The sequence below is a fragment of the Streptomyces sp. NPDC006739 genome, assembly GCF_042869815.1.
Taxonomy (GTDB): Bacteria; Actinomycetota; Actinomycetes; order Streptomycetales; family Streptomycetaceae; genus Streptomyces.
The window spans coordinates 22,181-43,420 of sequence record NZ_JBIAGM010000041.1 but is presented as its reverse complement, the minus strand read 5'-3'; the positions used below and the strand labels follow the sequence as shown (position 1 = coordinate 43,420).

General features: G+C 68.3%; 10 protein-coding genes and 3 pseudogenes. 6 read left to right on the top strand and 7 right to left on the bottom strand.

The window, feature by feature from the left end:
* Nucleotides 1–910 precede the first annotated feature (910 nt).
* The 3 genes from ACFYMM_RS40960 to ACFYMM_RS40950 are packed head-to-tail and all read right to left on the bottom strand — an operon-like array spanning nt 911 to nt 4,248.
* Nucleotides 911–1,564: a hypothetical protein gene (locus tag ACFYMM_RS40960; protein WP_388397080.1), complete on the bottom strand. Its 654-nt coding sequence runs from the start codon at nt 1,562–1,564 to the stop codon at nt 911–913.
* 57 nt (nt 1,565–1,621) lie between these two features.
* Entirely contained in the window at nt 1,622–2,518 is an 897-nt protein-coding gene (locus ACFYMM_RS40955) for a hypothetical protein (RefSeq protein ID WP_388397077.1), read from the bottom strand.
* Complete coding sequence (locus ACFYMM_RS40950) at nt 2,515–4,248, bottom strand: hypothetical protein (RefSeq protein WP_388397076.1); 1,734 nt, start codon at nt 4,246–4,248, stop codon at nt 2,515–2,517. Before ACFYMM_RS40950 ends, ACFYMM_RS40955 begins: the two co-directional genes overlap by 4 nt.
* Nucleotides 4,249–4,332: 84 nt before the next feature.
* Between ACFYMM_RS40950 and ACFYMM_RS40945 the strand changes: the two genes are divergently transcribed.
* The 6 genes and pseudogenes from ACFYMM_RS40945 (at nt 4,333) to ACFYMM_RS40920 (ending at nt 10,480) form a co-directional block, all read left to right on the top strand.
* The gene (locus ACFYMM_RS40945; protein WP_388397073.1) at nt 4,333–5,061 is read left to right on the top strand and encodes an NUDIX domain-containing protein; all 729 of its coding nucleotides are present in this window, start codon (nt 4,333–4,335) and stop codon (nt 5,059–5,061) included.
* A gap of 653 nt (nt 5,062–5,714) precedes the next feature.
* A pseudogene (locus ACFYMM_RS40940) lies at nt 5,715–5,930 on the top strand (HD domain-containing protein); the annotation flags it as partial.
* A gap of 116 nt (nt 5,931–6,046) precedes the next feature.
* Nucleotides 6,047–6,328 (top strand): annotated as a pseudogene (locus ACFYMM_RS40935) (hypothetical protein); the annotation flags it as partial.
* Between the two features lie 1,270 nt (nt 6,329–7,598).
* The gene (locus tag ACFYMM_RS40930) at nt 7,599–8,231 is read left to right on the top strand and encodes a Mu transposase C-terminal domain-containing protein (RefSeq protein WP_388397070.1); all 633 of its coding nucleotides are present in this window, start codon (nt 7,599–7,601) and stop codon (nt 8,229–8,231) included.
* A complete protein-coding gene (locus ACFYMM_RS40925) occupies nt 8,228–9,097 on the top strand; it encodes an AAA family ATPase (protein WP_388397068.1) in 870 nt (289 codons plus the stop codon). The genes ACFYMM_RS40930 and ACFYMM_RS40925 overlap by 4 nt, the downstream gene beginning before the upstream one ends.
* Before the next feature lie 285 nt (nt 9,098–9,382).
* Nucleotides 9,383–10,480: a hypothetical protein gene (locus ACFYMM_RS40920; RefSeq protein ID WP_388397065.1), complete on the top strand. Its 1,098-nt coding sequence runs from the start codon at nt 9,383–9,385 to the stop codon at nt 10,478–10,480.
* 388 nt (nt 10,481–10,868) lie between these two features.
* On the opposite strand, the pseudogene ACFYMM_RS40915 reads toward ACFYMM_RS40920, so the two are convergent.
* The 4 genes and pseudogenes from ACFYMM_RS40915 to ACFYMM_RS40900 form a co-directional block, all read right to left on the bottom strand.
* A pseudogene (locus ACFYMM_RS40915) lies at nt 10,869–11,060 on the bottom strand (helicase associated domain-containing protein); the annotation flags it as partial.
* A gap of 220 nt (nt 11,061–11,280) precedes the next feature.
* Nucleotides 11,281–13,032 (bottom strand): hypothetical protein, encoded by a 1,752-nt coding sequence (locus tag ACFYMM_RS40910; protein ID WP_388397062.1) that lies wholly within the window; start codon nt 13,030–13,032, stop codon nt 11,281–11,283.
* A 440-nt stretch (nt 13,033–13,472) separates the two neighbouring features.
* Entirely contained in the window at nt 13,473–16,262 is a 2,790-nt protein-coding gene (locus ACFYMM_RS40905; RefSeq protein ID WP_388397059.1) for a hypothetical protein, read from the bottom strand.
* 70 nt (nt 16,263–16,332) lie between these two features.
* A complete protein-coding gene (locus tag ACFYMM_RS40900) occupies nt 16,333–21,018 on the bottom strand; it encodes a LamG-like jellyroll fold domain-containing protein (protein WP_388397056.1) in 4,686 nt (1,561 codons plus the stop codon).
* Nucleotides 21,019–21,240 lie beyond the last annotated feature (222 nt).

The following is a 21,240-nucleotide window of genomic DNA, read 5'->3' as shown; positions in this document are numbered from 1 at the left end:
GAGGCCCTGTTCGTATGCGCCCAGCACCCCGCGACCACCCGATCGGGACTCCCGTTCGACGCGCATCTCTCAAGATCGAAAAGACAACAGCTACTTAGTGACATCGCGTGAGAATTTCCAGCGCACTGAGATGAGAAGGCCATAGGGATAGGCGTCTGAGCTGCGGTTTTATTCATGACTCACTGCGCTGCCTGCGAGCTACGGCCGTTGCATCTCGAAGACCCCGACACGCGTGGGGAAGGCTCGATCGAGGCCCTGTACCAGGCGGGGCACACCGACAGACCCCCCACACGCGTGGGGAGGGCGATCGAATTAAGGCCCGACGCATGTACGAGAACGAACGACCCCCACATATGTGGGGGAAGACGGCGACTACTTCCTCGGCAGCCGCGAGAAGCAGCTTGGAAGACCCCCACCTGCGTGGAGATGATTCCTTTGGGCGGTCAGGCGCGCCCAGGCCCGGAACGATGAACCCCCACGTGTGCGGGGAGGACCCCGTGGGGAAGACGCTCGACTGCGGGCCGTGATCGCGGAGCACGGGGAATGACCCCCACGTGCGTGAGGAAGACCGCCCTCGCCAGGTACCGTACGCAGTCGCAGAGGAACGACCCCCACGTGTGTGGGGAAGCCTTCAAGCGCAGTGGCGACAGAGTGCGGGGCGGACAGACCCCCCGTGCGTACAGGGGAAGTCCTTGCTCCTGGCGTTCGCTGCGACTGGACCCGCGCCAGACCCCCACACGTGTGGGGAATGCGGCGACGGACCGCTGTGCCCGGTTGGCGAACGGCAGACCCCCGCACACGTGGGGAAGGCCGGTCGCCGTTCCAGTGCCCGGACCGCACGCGGGACGGACCCCCACGGTGTGGGGAACCCTCTTGATACCTGCGTGTTTGGAGATCGGCGGGTCATATTCTAACTGCGGGCTTCGGTGCTGTTTGCCCATGCGGTGTCGAATTGTTGGAGGGCGATGGTGTAGAGGAGGCCCGGCGCCCGTGCGTAGAGGCAGGGCGAGTTCCTGCCGTGGGCGTTGTCGCTGTAGAAGGTGAGGTAGGCGGCCTTGTCGGTGGCGATGACACGACAGGTGTGGGGGAGGTTGTAGCGGCGCAGTCGGATGCCGGGTTGTGCGTGCGCGGCGTGGGTGAGGTAGTCGATGTTGGCCCTCACCTGGTTTCTGAGGAGTTCGGGGGTGAAGCCCGGGTCGAAGTGGGCGACATGGTGGGAGCGGCGGTCGAGCCAGGAATCGTGTGGTGCGTCGGGGTCGGGGAGCAGGATCTGGACGGATGCGGGTGAGCTGGTGGCGGACCACAGGGGGGCGAAGGCTTCACGGGTGAGTATGTTGCCGCGTCCTGCCATGACTTTGACCCACTGGGCGCGGGCGAGGTCCTGGCGCATGGCGTGTTCTGCGGAGGCCTGCCGGCGGTAGACGCGGTGGAGGCCTGTGCCGGTGAACCAGGAACAGGCGGCGGTGAGCCACCACAGGGGGCGTGCGGCGCGCAGGAGACTGAGGGCGAGCAGGAGGGCGCTGGTGGCCAGGGAGCTGAGGATGCCGAGCAGGAAGGCGTTCATGATGAGGCTCCGGTCGGGGGAGTTCTCGTTGTGGCTGTGCCGGCGCTCGGGGCTGGGTCAGCAGAGGTAGGGGAGCAGGCGGCTAAGGACGTGGGCGGCGTTGCGGCTCGCGAGTTCGTGGTGGCTGTGGCCCTTGTGCTGGTCCGCGTTGTCGGATATGCCGCGGATGACGATCCAGCCGGGGTTGGCCGTGCCGTGGACCGAGTTCTCCTGCCAGTACTGGCTGAGGCCGCCGGCTTCCATGTCCACGGCGAGGACCTTTTCGTGGTAAGCGGTGAGGTAGGTGCGAATGTCGCTGGCCCGGTCGGCGATGACGGCTTCGCCGGACCCGATGACTCCGGGATAGACCTCGTACTGTTCGTCGGCGTGTGCGGTCATCTGGCCGTTGATGCGTGCCGGAGTGCCGTAGTCGGTGAAGTAGGCGTTGACGGCGTGGACGATGTGCGCCGGCGCCTGCCGGTGTTCACCGCGGCGGCGGGTTTCTTGAGGGTTGATCTTGCGGTTTTCGTAGTAGACGACGTCGGTGGAGACGATGACGTTGCCGATGTGGGCGTGGTCGTCATGGATGCCTCCGGCGATGCCGACGAGGGCCCACAGCCGGGGGTTGTAGTGGCGGCGGAGGTGTTCCAGGGCAGCCATCGTGGACCGCTGGCCCTGGCTTTGGGTCTGTGTGGCCACGATGCGCAAAGTGGCGTCGGAGACGGTGTGTTCGCCCTGATAGAAGTAGAGGCCGCTGGGTGTCTTGTGGCGGTGGAGTGTTAACGCGTCGATGACGGAGCGGAGTTCCTCGCTCAGGATGGTGACGATCCCGAGGTCCCACGGAATGTCTGCTTCGGCGGCGGGCTCGGCCGAGAGCAGAGGGGCAGTCGTGAAGACTTGCGCCTTCTCTCCGATGGCGATGGTGCTGAAGGTGTTGTTGTTGCCGCGGCTGATGATGCCTTGATTGCTGGTCATGTGGCTGCTCCGTTGTCGGACTGGGCGGGCTGGCTCGTGGAGACGTTGACCTGGGCTGCGTCTCCTACGGCATTGTTGGTGAAGCTGTTGTTGTCGCCGAAGTTGAAGATCCCGCTGTTGATGATCTTGAGTGCGCGGTCGTTGAAGCCGGACGTGTCGACGCCCCTCGCCTGAAGGAAGTCGCTGGCGGCGCTCAAAAGCCGCTGCTCTATGGTTTTCAGGCGCCCGAGGATGTCAGTCTTTTCCAATTGGACCTTGGTCCAGGTCTGGGAAGACTCTTCCCGTATGCTCACGCGGCTGCCGATCAGGATGTTGCGGATCGGGTTCGTGGTGAGGTCGCGGGGCAGGACGGCGGCCTTGGCCAGCGTGTAGAGGTACCGCAGAACCCGCCATGAGTGCTGGATGTCGGTGGGTAGCGCGCTCAATTCGTTGAAGGCTGCCCAGATGACGGCCGCAGCGCCGTGATGGCCGAACTCTTCAGCTCGCTGGAACGAGCGCGGTGTGTGGGCGAGGACGCATGCTGCCGTCGACAGGGTCAGGGTGCGTCCCTGCAGGCTAACGTGCAGCAGGACGGTCGCGACGAATTCGGACCCGTCGGCGGGTGTGATGATCTCGAGGAAGTGGTGCTGCTTGGATTCCGGCGTGTCGATGATGGAGCGCAGTTGACCGCGGGTGAAGTGATGCGGAAGCAGCGACCGGTCGACGGCGACATCGGTCTCGGCGACGTAGACACGGTCCCGCACCTCGGCGGGCAGCCGGACGTCGTGGCTGTCGGCGTTCAGCGGCAGCACCGCTTCGCGTAAGTATTCGACGAGTTCGTGTGCCTTGAAGGGCGGCACCGCGTGCTCCCGCTCGTGCAGCGGTTCCTCGTCTGACTCGGCCCGCAGCAACTGGATGCTCATCGGGGGGTTCCACTGGTAGACGAGCTCGCCGGCCCCGATGAACGGCGATTCGTCACCGAAGAGCGTGAACCTGGTGAGGTCGTCGTCCGCGTCGTCGGCATGCCGGGAGCGCCGGTACACGGCGCACATGTGGTGCTGCTGGCGGTCGGCTGCCCGCTGGCGGCCGGACAGGCGGGAGGGGCGCAGGACAGGGGTGCGCAATATGCGGTTGAGGATCAACTGGCGTGCGGCTCCGACGGCCAGATAGACGAGCGTGAGCGCCGCGGCCAGCAGGAGCGCCGCCACTGCCTGCCGGGGATACAGCAGGCCGACGGCCAGGATGGTCAGGACCAGCCACAGCGCGGCCGTGGTGACGCGTTTGACCATGCGTGCTGTGGGCGTGGTGACGCGCGGGAGGAGGAACCTGAGGAGAAAGCGATGAGCCCGTAAGGGATCCAGGGCGCGGCGCCGGGACCTGCCGACCGTCATCGACTGGTCGTCGGCGCTTCGCAGCAGGACCGCCAGACGCAGCAGTAACAGCAGAGCGAAACCGCCGGCGATGAGGACGGCCGCAGGAACGCTTCCGGTGAGCAGAGGACCGGCCACCGCGGCGAGGACCATCGCACGGGGCAGGGCCCTGAGCGCAGCGGCACGCCATGCGTGCTGCATGACCGGGACGATGTCGAAACCGTAGGACGGGGCGACCCTGCGGTGCGGTGCGGTGCAGACTTCGTCGATCACGAGATCGCGGAAGCGTTCGTCCACGTACACGCCGGCACACAGATGACGGGTGGCGGCCGTGGGTTCGAGCGTTGTCTCCAGTGCAGGTGGCGCGTCGGACGTGGCCATGTCCTACCCCCGGCTCCTACAGTTATGGTTGTTGCGACCATAAGTGTCGGCAGAGTTTAAGTCAATGAGACCTTTAGGGGTGCGGTGGACGACTGGCTCAAAGAATCGGACGAGGTCGGACCCTCCTGGCTGACCGTAGATCTTGCGATCTTCACCCTCAGAGACGACCAGCTGATGGTGCTCCTGGTCGAGCGCGGCCTGGACCCCTTCCGCGGCATGCCCGCGATGCCCGGAGGCTACGTACAAAAGAACGAGACCCTGCGCGACGGCGCCCTGCGCGAGCTCGCGGAAGAGGCCGGCATCGACGGCAGCCGGCTGCACCTGGAGCAACTCGGCGCCTACGCAGACCCAGGACGCGACCCACGGGGCAGAGTGGTGACGGTCGCCTACCTCGCACTCGGCCCCGACCTGCCGACCCCCGTCGGCGGAACCGACGCCGCCCGCGCCTTCTGGGCACCCGCGGCGCACTTGGAGGACGGCACGCTCACCTTGGCGTTCGACCACCAGGCAATCCTTGCGGAGGCCCTGGAAGAGGTCCGCCGGAAGATCGAGTACACCGCTGCGGCCACCGCGTTCTGCGGCGAGACGTTCACCCTCACAGACCTGCGCACGGTGTACCAAGTCATCTGGGGCCAGCAACTGGACCCCAGCAACTTCCGCCGCAAAATCCTCAACACCCCAGGATTCGTGCAGCCGACGGGAGACCAGTGGCTGCCCCCCACCGGTCGTCCAGCCGCCCTCTACCGCCGTGGACAAGCATGGCTGCTCAACCCACCCCTGCTGCGCACCACAACATCCGGTCAACGAGGCTGAGACGGCTCATCGAACGGCAGCCCCCACGCATGCGGGAAGACCCGGTGTCCACTCTGGCAGCGGAGTGCTCGGGACAGACCCCCACGCGTACAGGGAAGACGTCATCCGGCACACTGTGCTCTGGATATTCCTGGACGCACCCCACCGTGTGTGGGAGAACGCCTGGGTCAGGATGAGTCGTTGCCGCAAGGTGGACTGACCCCCCACACACGTGGGGAAGAGAGCATGGCGCGGGCGGTGACGGTGTCGGTGATGGACAGACCCCCACGTGTGTGGGGAAGACCCGCATCGCTGGGAGCCGCAGCGGCAGTAGGCGGACAGACCCCCACGCGTGTGGGGAAGTCGTCTGCCTCGTCGTCGTCATCATGATCCAGAAGGGCGCACCCCTATCCTTGTAGGGAGGGCCGCGTATCGCCCAGCTGGCTGCCCTGCTCGGCCGACCCCCACGCGGGTGGGGAAAAGTAGGTCGCTGAGCGGCCCGTGATGACCAGCAGGGGCGCACCCTCACAGGATGAGGAAACCGGTGAGGCCTGAATCGCAGGCTACACCCTGCCCTCCCAGGGACGCGTGCCGGGGGAGATGCTCTGCATGCGGCAGGATAGGCGCAACATCCCTGATTCCAGGGTGGGTTGACAAAGAGCGGGAGCGGGCTGGTGGGGGTGCGGGAGGATGCCCGGCGCGGCGGGATCGATCTGACGCCGTGGGGCAAGTTCGACCGCGGAGCGTGGGCGGTGTATCCGCTGCTGTTTCATCTGCTGGATGTCGCGGCGCTCGCGGGCGTGGTCTGGGACCGGTACCTGACCCGCGGTCAGCGTCGGCTGATCGCCGCCGGGCTGGGGCTCACCCTGGCCGAGGCGCGCTGTCTGGTGATGTTCATCGCCGGCCTGCACGATCTCGGCAAGTTGTCGGCGTTCCAGGAACAGAGGCGTATCCCTGGGCCCGGGTCAGCGACACCCTGCGCGCGGACACCTGTAACTGGCAGCGTATGCCGCACGAACGGGCGTCCATGCACAGTGTGCTGCACCTGCTGGCCGAGGCCAGCTATCCGGCGGACACCTCCGACAGCCCCGGAGTGCTCGTCGCCCAGATCCTGGGCGGCCACCACGGCCGGTTCCTGCAGGTCGACATCGACGGTGCGGCCAAAGCCTCCCGGGTCAACCTCGCCCTGGGCGGGCCGGCCTGGCAGGATCTGCGCCGCCGCTACTTCGCCCTGCTGCGCTATCTGACCGGCGCCACCGCGGTGCCCTCGGACGTGTCGGTGCCGGCGGCCGTGCTGATCACCGGAATCGGCATCATCGCGGACCGGCTGGCCAGCCAGCGCCACTACTGGCTGCCCAAAGCCCAGGCGCCCGCCTTCGGCGCCGGCGAGCACTACGCCCAGGCCGTCCGGGACGCCCCCGCCGTGGTCGAGGAGTCCGGGCTGGCCCGCATCGCCCTGCCGCAGGTGCCGTTCACCCAGGCCCACGGCGGCCTGGAGCGGCCGAACGACCTGCAGGCCTCGGTGATCGGGCAACTCACAGCCTCGGTGGGGGAGAAGGGGCCCGGCATCCTGGTGGTCACCGACGCCACCGGCGGCGGAAAGAGCGTCACCGCGCTGGAAGCAGCACGGATCTTCAACGCCTCCGGGGACACGGCCGGCATCCTGTGGCTGCTGCCGACCATGGCCACCACCGACGCCGCCTACGACATGCTCGAGGCCTACGTCGCGGCCCACCATCCCGAACACGCCCCGGTCTCCCTGGTCCACAGCCACAGCTACGACAACACCGCCTACACCGACCACCGCCTGGCCGCCCACGAACCCTCCACCAGCGACGCCTACTGGCCCGACAGCGACGACGGCAACGATGACGAGAGCAGGCTGGCTGCGGGGGAGCGGCCCGAAGCACGCGTCACGGTGCCCGACGGCTGGCTGCGCGGCTGGGACAGGGCCCTGCTGGCCCAGTTCACCGTCGCCACCCACGACCAAGCCCTCATGGCCGCCCTGCCGGTCCGCTTCAGCGCCCTGCGCATGCTGGCCCTGTCCGGGCGGACCGTCATCGTCGACGAAGTCCACGCCCTGCCCCCGTTCATGCGGCAGACACTGTCCCGGCTGCTGCACTGGCTCGGCGCCCTGGGCTCCCCCGTGGTGCTGCTGTCCGCGACCCTGCCCGGCCACATCAGCAGCCAGCTCGTCCGCAGCTATCTCGACGGCGCCAGCCACCCGCCCCCCGAAACAGCCCACCTGGACTGCCGGCCCCCCTACCCGGGCTGGCTCTACGCCGCCGCCTCGGACGCCTCCATCACCCGCATCGACCCGGCCGCAGCCGAAGCCCACGCAAAAGTTCGGCACCGAACTGATCGTCCTGCCGCCCTACAGCCCCCACCTCAAAGGCACCGTCGAAGCCATCAACGGCGCCGCCAAGCACCTGCTGTTCAAAGGACTGCCCGGCTACGCCCACACCCCCCGAAGCCGCCGAGACCGCCGCGGCCAGCCCCTGTGGGCCCTTCACGAACTCCTCGACTACGAAACCTTCATCACCATCGTCCTCGGCTGGGTGGACTGGTGGAACAACGACCACACCATCGCCCGCCTCCACCGGCGCACCCCCGCCCAGGCCTGGCACGCCGACCTCACCCCCATCGACACCCTCGACCCCGCAGACCTGCACACGTACACCCTCACCGACGCCGGCCCACCCCGGAAGATCACCAGCAAGGGCATCCGCTGGAAAAGCGCCTACTACGTCGGCGACTGGATGCACGGCCACTCAAGCGCCGGCGAGATGGTCCGCCTGCGCCACGAACCCCACCACTACCACCGCATCGAGCTCTACGACGCCGACACCCTCACCTACCGCGGCCCCGCCTTCCGCAGCGACGAAATGAGCCCCCGCCAAGCCCGCGCACTGCACAACGCCCGCCGACGCGAAGCCGACCGCTACGCCGCCAAAGCCCGCCGAGCACGCAAAAACGCCACACCCCGCTACGCCGCCACCAGCGTCGCCGCCGCGCCCGAACCCCTCAACCGGCTCACCGCCAGCCAGGCAGCCGCCCAGCTACGCCAGTTGCAGACACCGGAAGGTCACCTGTACGCCGAAGCCCGGCCCGACCTCCTCAACCGGCCCCAGCCCGACTCCGCCCGCTGGACCAAACCCCGGCCCGGCCCCAAACCCCAGGACACTGAGTGACCCACCCGACGACCACGCCCGAGAACCAGCCGACCGCCAGCTCGAACTACCACTACATGGGCCTGCCCGGTGCCCGCGCCATGCTGACCCAGGCCAGCGCAGAGACCTACGCCAACCTTGTCACCACCCTCAACGCCGACGCCGGCAAGGGCGCCATCATGTGCGTCCACGGCGGCGTCGGCCTGGGCAAGACCTTCGCCGTCAACAGCCACCTCGACGACCTCGCCCCCCACACCACCCTGCGCATCAAAGTCGGCTCCGCCAAAATCCAGGCCCTGCGCGCCGCCCTGTACAAAAAGCTCGACCTGCCCGGCGAGGCCCCCCTCAACAGCACCCGCTGCGAAACCCTCCTCAAGGAAGCCCTGTCGGAAGCCCCGCGCGTCCTGGTCGTCGACGAAGCGCAGCGGCTGGACACCCGGGCCTTCGAATTCATCCGCGAGCTCTGGGACGACGAGGACACCCGCCTCGCCGTCGTTCTGGTCGGAGCCGAAACCTGCTACCAGAAGATCAAGAACCGTCCGGCTTTGGACTCCCGCATCCTCGTCTGGCAGCGCTACAAGCCCCTCACCCCGGCCGAAGTCCTCACCGTCATCCCCGAATACCACCCGCTGTGGGCGGACGTACCCACCGACGAACTGCTGTGGATCGACGACGTCGCCTGCCACGGCAACTTCCGGCAGTGGGCCAAAATCACCTACCTGCTCCGGGAACAGCACGGCGGCCCCGGCTCAAAGGGAGCCGGTAGCACGGGGCCGACGAACCCGCCCACTTCACACGGCGCGGCCGCACCGCTCCCTCCCTACAGCCGGGACCTCGTGCGCGCCGTCCTCAGCCGCCTCGACCCCACCCAACGTCAGACCGACTGAAGCGCCGCCCCGGCGTCTGGGCGCATCCGCACCGTCACCGGAGCTGGCGGTGCGGCACCGGCAGCTATCCGTGATACTCCAACGCCCGGTGATCCTCAGGCCGTGGGAGATCCACGGCGAGTTATGGGTGCGCATCGAGCCGCTGCTGCCGGTCGTCCCGCGTAATCCGCGGCGTCCGGGTCGTAGGCGTCTGGATAGTCGCAAGGTGCCGTGCGGGAACCTTTTCGTTCCGTACGCCGGGACCCGCTGGGAGTTTCTGCCCCGGGAACTGGGCTTCGGCTGGGGGTGACCTGCTGGCGACGCCTGCGGGACTGGAACGAGGCGGGCGTCTGGCGGCGGCTGCACGAGCTGCTGCTCTCCGAGTTGCGGGCCGCGGACATGCTGGGCTTCTCCAGCGCCGCGGTCGACTCCAGCCACATCCGCGCGATGAACGGCGGGCCCGCCACTGGACCCTCTCCGGTGGACGGGGGCAAGTCCGGCAGCAAGCATCGCCTGAGCGTCGAGGCGTACGGCATCCCGCTCGTCGCGATCACCAATGGCGGCACCCGCAACGACGTCAGCCGACTGATCCCGCTTATCCAGGCCGTCCCCTCGTGTGCAGCGGCGGCCGGTGGTCGGCGCGGGTTCAAGCGGCCCGGCATGTGGCGGGGGAGGCTATTTCAGGCCTCGGGGAGTGACAGGCGGACCCATACACCCCGGCCCCACCACAGCCCAGCGGCCGTCGCCGCCGACCACGCCCTGGCCGTCGCACGCAACATCACCGCCAGCTACCTGGCCACCGATACCGTCACAGCCGCCGCCCGCATCAACACTGTCCTTGGCCGCCCCACCGACATCCCGCACCTTCCCGTCCGCCTCGCCTGGGCCGCCGTCCACCTCACCGCCAGCCCCGACACCGTGCAGGGCACCATCAGCCAGCAGCGGCACCGGCACGAGGAGGAACAACGCCGCACCGAACACAACCACCGCCTGGAGCAGGCCCAGACCATGCGCGACACCCTGATGAGCGACCCGTCACTGGCCCTGTCCTACTGGTTCGCCATCGCGCCTGAGACCGTCGACACCCACACCCTCGACCGTCTCGAGGAACTGCTCGTCAAAACAGCCGTCTACGCGCCGCAAGGCCAGTGGGCTCCGCTTGCCCGTCTGCTGCACACCTTCACCCTCGGCCTCACCAACGAGGCCAAGAACCACCTCGTCGACACCCTGGCCGCCGTCATCGACCGGTACGGACACCCAGGCATCGCCGCCGCCGTACAGGCGCTGCGGCAGGCCCCCGAGGCGCGCGCCCGAGGCAGACGTCCCACCGAATTGAGCGGTCGGGCCGCCGGCGTTTTGTACGCGGATCACGCAAAGCCAGCGAGAAGATCCAGATCGTGGTAGGCGCCACTAGCGGCGTCGCCAACACCTGCGCCACCGCAATGGCCACGCCCTGGTGCTCGCCCCCATTTGTCGGCCTATGTATGGCGCGAGGACAGCTTCCCCTCCTCGGCCGCGGGTGTGATCCCGAGGATGTGCTCGCACATCCACTGCCGCACGCCTGTGAGCTTGTCTCAGCCGAGGCGGACCGAGCGCACCCAGCGCCCGAGATCCTCGCCCTGGTACACGACGTCGCCCGGCTCCATGGGCAGCTCGCCGCGGCTTCCAGGTGCTGCCGGACGAGGTGGAAGGCGCGCTGCCATTCCACCGGCCAGGCCGGCCACCACGAGGGGTCGATCTCCTCCAGTGGCTCGCGCCGCCTCCGACAGTGCCCCGGCCATCGATCCCACCGGCAACCCCTCGGCACGCCGCTGCTCTCCTGCGCCTTGCGGGCGGCGGCGCGGGCGTTCTTCAGCCAGATGCCCACCTTGTAGCCCTGGTGGGTGGCGTCCAGCGGCGCGAGCAGGTGCCCGTTCGCCTCGGCCCACCCACGCGCGGCGGCCAGGCCCTCTTCCCATGCGACGTCGTAGTGCGACCACACCATGCCCAGCTGCTCCAGCTGCTCCAGCTGCTCCAGCTGCTCGGTGCGGTCGATGTCCATGTCTCCACGGGCGTAGAAGCGGCGTGCGTCGGCGATCCACTGCCCGAGGGGGAAGCCTGCGAGCGAGGCCGGCCACCCCTCGGCCTCCGCCTGCTGGTCGTCGCGGCCGGGCACCCGGTACGTGAACGGCACCTCGCGCCGTCGGCGACCTGCGGGTCGTCTTTTACTGCCTGACGGTGAAGTACTGCCATGCGCCCCATGTGTTGAGGTTTCCGGTGTCCTTGTTGCTGTGGACGTACCTGGCGCGCAGCCGGAACCTGCTGCTGACTGTCTTGGTCAGGCCCAGCGTCGCGGAGGTGGTGCTCGTCGTGCTGAGCGTGTGGCATGAGGATGTGCTCTGTGTGTGCCAGGCGCCGCCGTAGTACCGCTGGGTCTGGAATTGCACGCACTGGCCGGCCTTGTTGGGCGTGACCGTGACGTTCAGCTCGGCCTTGGCGGTGTGGTGGTAGACCCGGTAGAGGATGCTGCCGTAGCGAGTGCTTCCGTAATAGCCGCTGAGTGACTCGGACACCTTGGCGTAGGCAGATACGGTGCGGACGGCCGTGGCCGCGGCATAGCGGTAGTCACCGGTGAAAGATGCGGTGAAGACGGTGCTGCTGGAGACCTTGTAGCTGGCGGTCAGGTTGCCGTGGCTGTCCACCGTGCCTGTCCTGACCAGCGCCTTCTTACCGTGGTAAGGCTCTGCGTAGATCGACAGTGTGTGTCCGTTGTAGGTCGTGCCGAGGTGGGCTGTGACCTTTGCGGTCGCGCCGTAGGCGTATGACGACGCGTCGCTGCTAATGCTCAGCGCGGTCGTGCTGCGTGAGACTTGGACGGTTGCAGAGGCGCTGGTGGTCTGGTGTGTGGAGTCACCGGGGTAGGTCACAAAGTAGGTGTTGGCTCCGCCGACCTGCGGGACGTCGGCAATGTGGAATGTGCCGTCGGTGGACAGCGGCGCGTCGGGCAGCGCCACGCCTGCGGGATGGGCGAGGTCGCTCTTGACCACCTTGACGGCCTCACCGGATGGGTACGTATCCGCCGACAGCTGACCGGACACGGTCAGCTGGGACGCGCGGCCGCTTTTCACCGGGGCGGCGAGGTTGATGGTGGTCGGCGCCGGCAGCTGCCATGGCACGTAGAACGTGTATGCCGTCGGTTGCGTCGTCTGGTTCCCGGCCGCATCGACGCCGACGACGTAGAGGGTGTGGCTCCCCCAGGTCAGGGAGGCTGTCAGGGTTCCCTTGCCCTGGGCGTCGGCCGGGGCCTGGGCGGCGCCGATGCCGGGCTGCTGGTCGAAGGCGTACTCGAAGTGATCCAGACCGCTGGCCCAGCAGTCCGGAGCCTGCGCTTCCACGCATCCGCGGGGGAGGGGATCACGGGAGGTGAAGCTGAAGGTGGTGGGCTGCCCGGCGGCCTTCGTGGGTGTTCCCGGGCTGCCCGCCGGGGGGAAGTCCGGGTTCGTGACGACCGGGGCGAGGGGCGCGCTGCCGTCGACCTGGAAGTAGCAGGACAAGGTGGGGTTGGAGTACGCCGTTCCGTCGTACGTCGACGCGTGCCAGCCGTAGGTGTGTCCATCCGTCAGGGGCAGCGGCACATACACGGATTGGTAGGGAACCGGTACCCCGGAGACGGACCCGTCGGCTGCCTGTGAGCCGTCGACGTCCCATGCGTGGACGACCCCCTGGTACGACACCCCGTTCACCGTGGGCCGCGGTACGCCGATGGAGACCGTCATGCCCGCGGGAGGCGGAGTGGTCACGGTCTGCCAGGTCGGGCTGCTGTCGCTGCCGCAGGCCGATCCGGCAGGCAATGTGGGCGTCGGCAGTGCCGGGTTGATGGGGGTTTCGTCGGCGACCGCTGCGGCCGGAAGCGCTGCGATGACGGCGCCGGCCAGCAACAGCGCGATCCAGCCGCGCTGGCGCACGGTTCGATTCACAGGTGATTTCCCTCCGGGCCGTGCCCGTATGTCGATATCGAAGTCTGCGCTCTCGGGGGGGCAGCGCCCGCAGACCTGGTCGTGCGCACGGCGGCCGCCATGACGGGATGCGTCCCATCATGTACGCGGCCGTCCGCCCCCCCTTTGCTGCGGTACGGGACCGCAGAGCATCCGGACGCTAACACCGCCTCGGAAAGCCTCAGCGTTTCTTGATCAACAATTTACTGCGTACGGGAACCGACCGGCCCGATGACCTCGGATTCCCTTGCCGAAGGCACACCACCAACGAACTGGCGTGACCCGGACCAGACGCCCGAGGCGATACAAGGTCTTGTGCCGAGGCCTCTTCACCTCTGGGCAAGCGTCGGCCCTCGAAAGTGGCAGGTGCCCGGCCAGGCCTTTCGGCCGGGCACCGTCACGCCTTGGTCCTCAGGGCTTGGTCATCGTGCGGTTGTGTTGGTGTTGGTGGCCCACAGGGCGCCGCCTTTGCCGGGGCCTCCGGTGGTCTTGTAGATGACGAGGTTGCCGTCGTTCTGCATCGTCATGTAGGCGCCGGTGTGGCCGCTGGTGTGGGTGGCCCAGAGGGCGCCGCCCTTGCCGGGGCCTCCGGTGGGTGTGTAGAGGACGAGGTTGCCGTCCGTCTGCATCACGGCGTACGCGCCGGGGTGGCCGGAGGTGTGGGTGGACCAGATGGCGGCGCCGTCGCGTCGGCGGTACATCACGAGGTTGCCGTCCGTCTGCATGAGCAGGCGGGTGTAGGTGCCCTGGGTCCACCAGCCGGGCTTGAGGCTGGTGCCGGAGTAGGCGGTCTGTGACCGGGCGTAGGTTCCGCTCGACCACAGGGCGTAGGTGCTCGCCTTGCCGTAGACGACGATGCTGCCGTCGTCCTGGACGGTGGCGTACGCGTCCGGCTGGCCGTAGGTGTGGGTCGACCACAGGGCGCCGCCCTTGCCTGTGCCGCCAGTGCTTGTGTAGAGGACGAGGTTGCCGTCCGGCTGCATCACCGCGTACGCACCGGGGTTGCCGCTCGTGCCGGTCGACCAGACCACCTGGCCGCTGCCGCTGCCGGTGTTCAGGCGGGCCACGAGGTTGCCGTCACTCTGCATGGTCAGCGTCATGGTGGAGCTGCTGAGGCTGTGCCCGGACGCCAGCTGCTGGCCGGGGTACATGAAGGAGCCGGCGGCGGGTGCCGGGGTGGATGCGGGGATGTGCGGGTCGACGAGGTGGACGTTCTTCCCGTTGTCCAGGTAGGCGATGGTGCCCTGGTATTTGTCGACGGCCCAGGTCACGCGGCGGTCGTCGGCGACCGGCCCTGCGGGCAGGTCGGCCAGGTCGCTGGTGGTGGCGGTGTCGGTGTGCACGTCGGTCAGGGTCAGTTTGCCCGCGGTCGTGTCGTGTTCCACGACGAATCCGTCGCCGAGCTGGGAGGGATGGGCGGGTACGGGGACGTCCTTGCCGGTGGCCAGGTCGTGCACGCCCGCCGGGCCGGAGGGTCCGCAGGACCAGTACACCCAGTGCTGGGCGGCGGCCTGCAGCTCGCCGGGCACGCACGGGGCGTCGGTCGCGACGGTCTGGACGGTGCGCTGCGTGGTGAGGTCGATCTGGTTCAGCGTCCCTGCCGTGGCACCGGGTACCCACACGGTGGAGCCGGACAGCGCGGCGGCGGAGACGGGGCGGCTGAAGAGCACGTGGCTGTTGCCGCCGGCGTCCGCGTCGCCGATGTACTGCTTCTTGGTGGAGCCGCCGTCGTAGACCACATAGCGGCCCTCGGCGTCGACGAGGCTGCCGCCGGTGGCGCCGGGGGTGACCATCACCGCGGAGTCGCCGGGAGACTGCACGGTGACGGCGTCGCCCTGGCTGTTGGCGTTCGGCCACAGCTGGGAGATGTTGCCGTCGCCGGTGGCGATGGGCGGGTTGCAGGTGGCCGCGGTGTCGCAGTGGGTGGAGCCGAAGTTCTGCTCGCTGCCGTAGGAGGGTGGGGAGCCTGGCTGGACGCTGCGGTCGTAGACGAGGTCCCCAACGGCTGACGTGCGCCGGATGGTGAACAGCTTCCCGCCTGCGACGGTCAGCCCGTCGACGGGGGCCGGCATGCCGGGGTCGGAGTCCACGGCAGCTCCCGTCGGGGTGCCGTCCGGCCCGGCGGTGAACCGGCGGGCCGCCCAGTCGGTGACCGACGAGCCTCCCACGACGACGGCCCCGTCCGGCTCCTGCCTGACGCTGTGGGTGATGACGTGGTCCAGGACCGGCGTCAGGGCGGTTGAGCCGGACATGGGCATCGCGTAGAGGGGGTAACCGGTCGCGTCGTCTGCGCTGGACGGGCCGGTGTGCGACGCCGCGTACGTGATCAGCAGCCAGTCGCCCGCGATGCCCACTTGGTAGAGGCTGCTGGTGTACGTGCTGCCCAGCGGTGCCGCCGGGACCTGGATGGTGTTCTCCGTTGCGCCGGGGAAGCTACGGGAGACGACGTGGACCTGCCCCCCTGAGGTGGTCCCGTCCGCGCCGTACGACGAATACCAGGCGAGGTACGTGCTGGACAGCACGACGCGGGCACCCAAGGCCAGCGGCCCCATGACGCGCGTGACCGCACCGGTGGCCAGGTCCACCAGCGCCAGCCGGTTCTGCGTGGTGCCGTTGGTGCTCTCGGTATACAGCAGGACGACCGAGTCGGCGTCACCGGCCATCACCACGGCCTGCGGCGCGACGCCCGCGGGCCAGCCCGTGACCGGTGTGTCGGTCTGCTGTCCGTCCGCCATGGCGAGCACGTGAAAGCCCGTCACGGCTCCGTCTGCGGCCCTGGTGAGCGTCAACAGGCGCGAGCCGAACGTCCCGACGTAACTCTGGCCGGCACCGGGCCTGATGGTCGTGGTCGTATCCGAGTCCATGTCGTGCAGCCGGTACCCGTCGTTCGACGGTGTCGCCACCACGTCGGAGCCCGCGCCCCAGTACCCGGGTGCCGGGTTGGCGGTGACCTGCGGCACCGGGATGTCCGGTCCGCCCGCGTACTTCGTCCACACGAAGGAGGACTGGCTGTCGGACTGGTGCAGGAAGCCGCCGGTGCCGGCGAAGACGACGGCGTCCTTGGGCGGACTGCTCAGCAGCGCGGCCGGTATGACCGTCTCACTGGGGCTGTCGGCCGAGGCCGTCGCCGTGGTCAGGGGCAGAGCCCCCGAAGCGAGGGCGCATGCCGCGGCGACCGCGATGCATCCGCTCCTCAGGGTGTGCTGGGCCACCCGTTCCTCCTTGGGAATGAGCCGGGCCAGGCCCCTCGAGGGGCCCGGCCCGGTGGTGGTCGGCGTGTGGTTACTGGTCGGTGTAGCGGCGGACGGGCGCGGCGAAGCCGCCGTCGCCGTTGCTGTCGGCGGTGAGGGTGAACACGGCCGGAGTCTGGGCGGCGTAGTTGTAGTAGAGGGCGAGGTCGGTTCTGCCGTCGCCGTTGAAGTCCCCGGCGGTCATGTACTGCGTGCTGGGGCCCCAGTTGGTCTGTGACCATACGGCGCTGGGGGAGGAGACGGGGCCGCCGTTCATGGTGAAGATGGCGACGTCCCAGTTGTTGTTGGCCGTGTAGTTGTAGAACAGCGCGATGTCGCTCTTGTGGTCGCCGTTGAAGTCGCCGGCGGTCATGTATTTGGTGTTCGGGCCGAAGCTGGTGTCGTTCCAGATACTCGCCGGTGCGGCCAGGGCGCCGGCGGTGCCCGCCGTCATGGTGAAGATCGCGTCGTGCTGGTTGTTGTTGTCGGTGTAGTTGTAGTAGAGGGCGAGGTCGTCCTTGCCGTCACCGTTGAAGTCACCGGCCGTGATCATCTTGGTGTTGGGGCCGAAAGCGGGGTCGTCCCATCGCTTGACCGGGGCGGCCAGAGCACCACTGCCGGAGGACGCGGCGGTCAGGGTGAAGACCGCATCGTGCTGGTTGTCGCTGTAGGCGTAGTACAGCGCCAGGTCGCTCTTGTGGTCGCCGTTGAAGTCACCCGCCGCCATGTACAGGGTGTTGGAGCCGAACGCGTTGTCCTCCCACGCCTTGACCGGCGCGGCGAATCCGCCGTTCCCGGTCGCGGTGAGGGTGAAGACCGCGTCGTGCTGGTTGGCGTTGTCGCTGTAGTTGTAGTAGAGGGCGAGGTCGGTTTTCCCGTCGCCGTTGAAGTCACCCGCGGCCATGTACTTGGTGTTGGGGCCGAAGCTGGGGTCGTCCCAGATGAGGCGGACGGGCTGGAACCCGCCGTCGCCGTTGGAGTCGGCGAGCGCGACGGTGATGGCGTCGTGTCCGCCGCCGGCGTCGATGAGGTGGGCGACGTCGGCCTTGCCGTCGCCGTTGAAGTCCCCGCTCGCCTGGGCGATCACGCTGCCGGCCGGCACATACGACACGTCAGCGAGGGAGGCCACCTGCGGGCCGGTCAGGGCCTGCTGATAGGTGCTCACGTCAGCGATGCTGCCGGTGAACGCGGCGCCGCCGTTGCCGATCGTGAAGGCGCCGGTGGCGTTCCACTTACTGGAGTGGCTGGCGCTGGCGGCCTGCTTGCCGTTGACGTAGAGGGTCATGGTGCCGGCCGACGCGTCATAGCTGGCGGTCAGCTGGGTCCAGGCGCCGATCTGCGCGGTGAGCCCGGTGGCCGTGGCTGTGTCCATGCTGGCGGAGGCCGAGTCGCTCTGTGGCATCTTGAACCGCCAGGATTTGGACGCCGCGTCGGGGTACAAGGCGAAGCCCAGGGTGCTGGTGCCCTTTTGGCTGAGGACCGTGCCGCCCAGGCTCTCCGGCTTGACCCAGGCGGAGACGGTGAAGCTGCTGCTGGTGGCGATGGCCGGGCTGGTGGTCTTCAGAGTGCCGGTGCCGTCGAAGTGGGCGGCGGGGGAGAACAGGTCTCCGGTGGCCCAGGTGGCGCCGCCGGTCCCGGTCGCGGTCAGGCCGCTGCTGGTCGTGTCCTTGGCGGTGGTGATGGGGCCGGTCTGGGCGTCGTTGAGGGGCCAGGCGTTGTGGGCGGCGGTGAGGGTGTCGAGGTTCTGGGTGAGGGTGGCCGGGGCCGTGGTGGACAGGTTGGTGAACAGGTTCGCCGTGGTCGTGGCGGCCGCCCCGGTGGTCCACAGATCGGGGATGCCGTCGCCGTTGATGTCTGCGGCCTGCAGGGTGAGGTCCTCACCGGTGTGGAAACCGGTGGCCACGGGGTGGTCGGTGTAGGTCAGCTTGCCGGTGGTGACACCGTAGGCGAGGTTCTCCCACAGATTGAGCTGGCCGGTGGACTTGTTCCACAGGAACATCGCCGTGCTGCTGGTGCCGCTGCCGTTGGGCAGCTGCATGGTGGCCAGTGTCCAGCTGTTCCAGTCGGACGTGCCGTCCGGAGAGTTGACCGTGAGCCCTATGGGCGACCAGGAGCCGATGGAATTCAGCGTCTGGTAGACGGTGAGGGCGTAGAGGTTGCTCGCGTCGCCCGAGATGCCGATGAGATCGGGGTATGGGCTGTTGCTGCCCGAGATGCTCCCCGCATTGGCGAGTTGTGTGGGATTGTCATTGTTCCAGTCCAGCAGGCTCCCGGGGTTAAGGTTCGTCAGGTTTTCGTTGTAGCGGCTGGCCAGCGGCGACCCGTCGCCGTTGCCGTTGATGATCACTCCACCGCCGGCATCGCTGCCCGTGGGGTAGTAGACCAGCACGTCCTGGAATCCGCTGTCCGTAAAGCGTCCGGTGGACGCGATGGCTCCGTTGAAGTCGGCCGGAGCGCCGTTGGCGTTCAGCCCGTTGCCGTTGACGCCGATGTCGCTCGGCGAGGACACCACATGCCCGTCACCGGTGGTCTTCCCCGGGTCGGTCTTCCCTCCGGCCAGCCACAGCCCGGACGGCAGGCCGTGCTGCCCGCCGACGGTCAGCAGGTCCGGAACGCCGTCGCCCGTCAGGTCCCCGTCCGCCTGCGGGGTCGCCGGATTCGCGGAGTTGAAGGTGAGGGAGGCCGTGTCGCCGTAGTTCGCCCCGGCGGACAGGCTGGACACCGATAGGACGTTGGTGTGCCGGGTGGGAGTGACGGAGATGGTGGCGTTGCCCGAGGAGTCGGCGGTGACGTTCGCCGGGTCGCCGCCGTTGAGCTGGTACTCGTAGCTCGACGGCGTGGTGCCTTTGGCGGGCGGGGCGATGGCGACGGTGAATGGCTGCCCGATGGTGGTGGTTCCGGGCTGGGCGACGGTCGGGGTTCCGGGGCGGGTCGGATCGAAGGAGAAATGGCAGGTCGTCGAGGTGCCGCCCCAGTACTTGAAGTCGCTGACCGCGACGTTCCAGTCGAACTCGGTGACCTTGCCGCCCGCGGCTTGTTCCAGTGTGGCCTTCGGGATGACGTAAACGGCCGTGGAACCGGATTGGCTGGTTAGGGAGTTGGAGTCGGACTGGGCGACCATGGTGCTGCTGTTGCCGTGTGGGAAGAGCTGGAAGTGTGCGCCGAGGGTGCCGCCGTCGGGGTCGGACATGCCCGCGTAGAGGGTCACGTTGCCGTCCCCGACGACGGTGTCGTCCTGGCAGGAGGTCGACGGGGACGTGGTCAGGTGGGTCGGGGTGTCCGGCTTGTGGTCGTACGTGGTGGACACCGTGATCGTGTTGGCGAACTCCTTCCACCCGTACTTGTCCGTCTCGTCACCGGCGCGCAGCCCGAAGGTGAGATTGGTCGTCTTGGCGTTGGCCGCGTCCTGCATGACCTGGCCGAGGTCGAAGGGGACGCCGTGGGCGGGGCAGGAGGAGTTCCAGCCGTACGCGACGGTCTGGGGCTGGTCGACCTCGCTGAGCAGGGTGGGCGGGTTGTCCCAGGTCGTGGATGAGGTGATGGGGCTGGACTTCCACAGTTGCACCGGTGTGGCGGTGCAGGAAGGGGACCATTCCTCGGTGAAGTTGATCTGCGAGGAGATCACGGTGGAGCCGTAGATCTGGGAGGGCACACCGATCCGCACGAAGGAGCGTGCGGTGAAGGTGGGCGAGTCCCAGTACTGGTCGCCGACGCGCAGCAGATCGCTGGACTTCCAGTAACTGGAGTCGTGGTAGTAGGAGTTGATCTGCGTCCAGGCCTGCAGGGGGCTGGAGGCCTGCGGCCCGTTGAAGTCGGGGTCTATGTAGACCGGGTAGACCGTCCCGTGGCCCTTCAGAAGGGACTCCGGCGGCGTCAGCTCGATCCCCTTGCCCGTGACCGCGGTGGCGATGCGGGCGTGGTGCGCGCCCTTGCCAGGACCGGCGGTGGAGGAGGTGACGGGCAGTCCACTGCCACGGTCCACGTTGCGACCGGTGAGCGGGTCGTGGACCACCGAGGCGGCGGCCACGTGCGAGGAGGCCGAGTCCCACATCTGGGGCGCGGACGCGGTGAAGACCGGGTGCCCGCTGCGGTCGGCCGCAGTGATGTTCCCGGCGTGGTCCGAGGAGACGGTCACCGCGCGAGTCCGGGTGGTGAGCGTGAGCCGGCTCAGCGCCGGATCGGTCGCCGCCTGCGCGTTCTTGACCTCCAGGACCTCGGAGAAGCCTCCTTGCGAGTCGGCGGTGACGATCAGGTCGACACTGTTCAGTACGTCGTGGTAGGTGGCAGTGGCACCGGAGAGCGTGGGGGCCGGCAGCCGTACGGGGAGACTCACCGCCAGGCTGCGACCGCGGCTGTCCATGGTCGCCAGCGGCCCGGTGCCGCCGCCCGACAGAGTCAGATTGCTGCTGGTGACGGCCGTGGCGATGCTGCCGTCGGCGTTCCTGTGCAGCGTCGGGTCGAGGGTCTTCCAGGTGTGCCCGGACCGCTTGCGTACCGGTGCCAGCGACTGGGTGAGGGTGAAGGTGCCGTTCGCATGCGCCGTCAGCGTGCTGCTGTCGGTCGTCGCGGCGGTCGCGGCTGTGTCCTTGCCGGTCTTCCTCGCCTTGGCCGAGGCCTGCTCGGCCGTGAGGCCGAAGCTCGCGGCGCTGCCCGTCTTGGGAGCGGACGACGGTACGGCGGCTGCGGTGGCCGAAGCCGTCGTGATGCCGGTGACGCCGGCGGCCAGCGTGACGACCACGACGGGGGCGCTGACGGCACGCCATATCGCCCGTCTGCCAGGCCGTATCGCCCGTCTGCGAGGGGGGGATGAGGACACGTCGGACCCTTCTGCCGAGGCCGGGAGGCTCCCGGGCCAGCGTCAAGGTAGATGACCGCCGCACACACACAGATGGATGTGTAGTCACCCACGTGACAATTGATTGATTCTTTTCCGGGTCGGGGGAACCCTTTGCGATCTTGT

Excerpts from the sequence above, each read along its gene's own strand:
- ACFYMM_RS40960 (WP_388397080.1), bottom strand. The coding sequence starts at position 1,564 with ATGAACGCCTTCCTGCTCGGCATCCTCAGCTCCCTGGCCACCAGCGCC.
- ACFYMM_RS40955 (WP_388397077.1), bottom strand. The coding sequence starts at position 2,518 with ATGACCAGCAATCAAGGCATCATCAGCCGCGGCAACAACAACACCTTC.
- ACFYMM_RS40950 (WP_388397076.1), bottom strand. The coding sequence starts at position 4,248 with ATGGCCACGTCCGACGCGCCACCTGCACTGGAGACAACGCTCGAACCC.